Below are 3,428 nucleotides of genomic sequence, written 5' to 3'. Positions count from 1 at the left end.
GGCGATCGGGGCTGTGCACAAACTCCCAACAGGAAATACCCTTTGGACAGAGTTTGCCTTCGTTGACGGGTGTTCGCTTATAAGGCTCAACACCGACAACCTTTCCGTTATTCACAACGAGGTTCAATCCGCAACCAACACCGCAATACGGGCAGGTGGTCGGGACATACCTCATCATTTCTGTATTATTACTCATGCCTATTCTCCGTTCTATTGATCTACAGGCACCGAAGGGACACCCTTTGAGATCAAGTATAACTCTATTCTTTGAATATATAAACATAAAGTACCAGAATATTCATGTGAGTTCAATTGATTTGATTAACATTTTCAACCTACATCAATATACAATCAGCTTCTCTATATAAACCCGCACGTCACCGCGCAACTCCGAAATATAAAACAATAACCATAATTATTTATATTAATTAAAAAAGAGAGGTTGCCACAATGGATTGTTTGTATAAGAGTATCAAATTAAATATAAAAGAAGATTAATTAAAAAATAGCTTTCGTTCACCCATTTCTCTTTTGTTTTTTTGTAACTGGTCAGCTATACCTGTAAGCCACAGTGGGCATGAAGGGTTCTCTCCTGAATGATCCTTTGATGGCGGCAAGTACTGACCCCTCATTCTTCTTCACAGTGGAGATATATCCTCGTACCCGGCAGAAGTTCGCCACTCCCTCAACACTCCTGAACGATCCTGAGATCTTCTGCTGCACCTTCACCATCCTGATATCGCGCTCTGCGAGATTGTTTGTAAACGGCACTCTGAAATCTGTCATGAACCGGAGGATTTCAGTCCGGTACTTCTGACACCGCTCAATCAGGTTCTGTGGGCGAGTATTTTTCTTCTTCCCACGTTTCTTTGGAACAGGTTCGGTGGAAAGAGGATTCTCTGCAATTCCTGTCTCGATGATATCATCAAATCGTCTCTGGAACTCCTCTATCTCGATCTGGGAGAGAGAGTCTGCTGATTCAGGGGCCTCCTGTACCGCAGTATGGATCTCAATCAGCAGATCCTGCATTACATCGCTCCAGTTCTGGCCGAAATTCTCCGATATTCCTTTGAGATCGCGGAGTATATGGGCATTACAGACGGCATGTTCACACGGGTATTTGAAGTATGGCGACCAGCAGTCATGGACCATGATGCCTTTGAATACAGGAAGTACTCCAATCGCATCCATTGCCTTTCCACCCCGTTTTGAATGATGGCCATAGAGAGTGAGGAGATCCGTACTGGCTGTGTGCAACCATTCCCTCTTTCCATTTACTCGCAACCCGGTTTCATCCACGTTCAGAATGGGAACTTCAGAGAGCAGATGTTTGACCCTGCTCTCAAACCCTTCGAGATTCGTTGCACAATCTGCAATCGACTTCATCAGGGTTGCTTTGACAGGAGAACATCCATAGAGGTCTGTGAAGATTTCTGATGCACGTTCATAGGGGAGCAGTTGATAGATGCAGAGATACACCATCAGTGCCCGGATATTCTGACCATATTGCAGATGTGCAGAAACTTCGTCGGGAAATGATGCTTCATGGATCTGACCGCAGTGGGGACAAATCACTGTCTCTGCATGGTGCTCGGTAACAATAATCTGTGGAGGTGGAATGTCATGTACCTGGCGTTTCTGAACAGATTCTGCCGGTACATCCTCAAGAGAGGCCCCACATCCGTCACAGACTGATGCACGATGAGTGTGGATCTCATCCGGTGTTTCACACCACTCGATGGTTCGACCCTCATGACCTTTTTGACCACCAGGACGTTTCCCGGTCTTTGTCCGTTCTTTTTGAGGTCGTTTGAATCCATCGGTGGAAGGGGGACGGCTGCTGTTCCGACTGTTCATCGTGAGTTGCCGTTCAAGTTCAGCAATCCGTGCCTCAAGTCGTCTTACCGTTTCTTCAAGACGTTGGATTATTTCTTGCTGGTGCTGGATTGTTTCCTCATGGCTATGGATGATTGTGACAAGTGCTTCAGGGTTATGTTGTGCCAGTGCAAGGATCTCATCACGTTCCATAGTTCCATATCCTAAATATCTATTAATCTCTCATTATATAAGGATCTATCGGTCATACAGGCGTATTTTCCGAAAAGTGGTGGTGTGTAATGTGAGTTAAGGAGAGGTCAGGAGAGAGGGTGCTGACCTGTTACGTTTTTTTTAAATTGATGCCCACAAGGGCCACAGGCATACATGATGAAAATGAGGGGATTTCGACGCATTTTATATATAAAAAAAAGCCCGGGAAAATTCCCAGGCAATCTATAAGAGTTATCCACACGCCCTTAATTTTTATATGGTGCGGATCCGAGTTTTGGGTGGTATGTGGCATCCGCTTCGACCCTGACTGCATGAGAGAAGAGTGCAAGTGGGATTTCTACCGGGCAGAGCTCCTCACACTGGCCACAGTTGATACAGGAATCCGAAATATGAGCGAGTCTGCGCATATGGAACATCGGAGCCGGAGGGAGGTGGCCAACAGGCACCATCGTTGTTCCCTTTGTAAGTTCAATTTTTATTGGAAGACAGACCGGACAGTTATCAATACATGAATAGCATTTAATGCATCGGGAGGTCTCGTCCCTGATAACATCCCATAGATTCTCTGCAATCGTGGAGAAATCATGCTTCCTCCATTTCTCACCGAGCTTAAGCATCGCACCTTCGACCTTTGCCCGGATGGCAATGCCCTTTGGATCTGCCGGCGAGGTTTCCAGAGCTCCGGCCTTAACAGCACCCTCAACGAGGCTTGCACCTTTCTCTGAGCAGACCTCGACAAATGTTGCCTTGCCAGCCTTATCGCCAATGACACCCCAGTTGCCACAGGCAAGATCTGCCTGGCGGGGGATCTTATAGAGACAGCGGCGGCAGTTACTCCTTCGGCCGTAGCCTTCTTCCTCAAGCTCATCGATGGAGATTCCCTTGTGCTGTCCATCCTTTGTCATAATGATGAACTGGCCCTTGTCGATCTCCTCTTTTACAATATCTGCAGGATCAACACCATATTTGGCTGCTATCATCTTCCTGGCACTCACCGGAGAGACCGTACCTCCGCAGTTGACTCCAATCATGATGATGTTGTCGAGATTGATCTGATCCCTCTTCGCAAGCTCGAGGATGCCCATAACATCACAGCCTTTTACCGTGACACCGAGCTTTAGATCCTTTGCACCACCAATATAGTTCTTAATCAGTTTCGAAACCAGAACTGTTCCACAGTGCAGTGATCCAGCCGATCCCCCGATCTCGCCCGGATCGGTGATGATTGACGGCACTGCATCATAAAGATCCACACCTTTCTTAATGGCAAGAACCGCATCAACAATCTTGTTCTCGAGAGCATACTTCAGCAGTGCCGTAACCGCGCCACCGCATTCGGCTTTCTCCAGAAGGCCGGAATCAGGGGTCCATGCATAGAC

At 47.1% G+C, this 3,428-nt stretch carries 3 protein-coding genes; all 3 read right to left on the bottom strand.

The features are described 5' to 3' along the window. A partial coding sequence (locus FTO68_RS11680) for a hypothetical protein (RefSeq protein ID WP_255333589.1) occupies positions 1-196 on the bottom strand: 196 nt, incomplete at its 3' end. 353 nt (positions 197-549) lie between these two features. Further along, positions 550-2,028 (bottom strand): IS66 family transposase, encoded by a 1,479-nt coding sequence (gene tnpC, locus FTO68_RS11675; protein WP_255333588.1) that lies wholly within the window; start codon positions 2,026-2,028, stop codon positions 550-552. Positions 2,029-2,294: 266 nt separating this feature from the next. Continuing rightward, positions 2,295-3,428, bottom strand: a 1,134-nt coding sequence (locus FTO68_RS11670; protein ID WP_255333587.1) for a Coenzyme F420 hydrogenase/dehydrogenase, beta subunit C-terminal domain, incomplete at its 5' end; no start/stop codon positions are given.

It is taken from the genome of Methanocalculus taiwanensis, from assembly GCF_024372745.1.
In the GTDB taxonomy this organism is placed as follows: Archaea; Halobacteriota; Methanomicrobia; order Methanomicrobiales; family Methanocorpusculaceae; genus Methanocalculus; species Methanocalculus taiwanensis.
Note: the sequence above shows the minus strand (reverse complement) of the source record. Positions and strands in the feature narration are given on the sequence as shown.

Excerpts from the sequence above, each read along its gene's own strand:
- tnpC (WP_255333588.1), bottom strand. The coding sequence starts at position 2,028 with ATGGAACGTGATGAGATCCTTGCACTGGCACAACATAACCCTGAAGCA.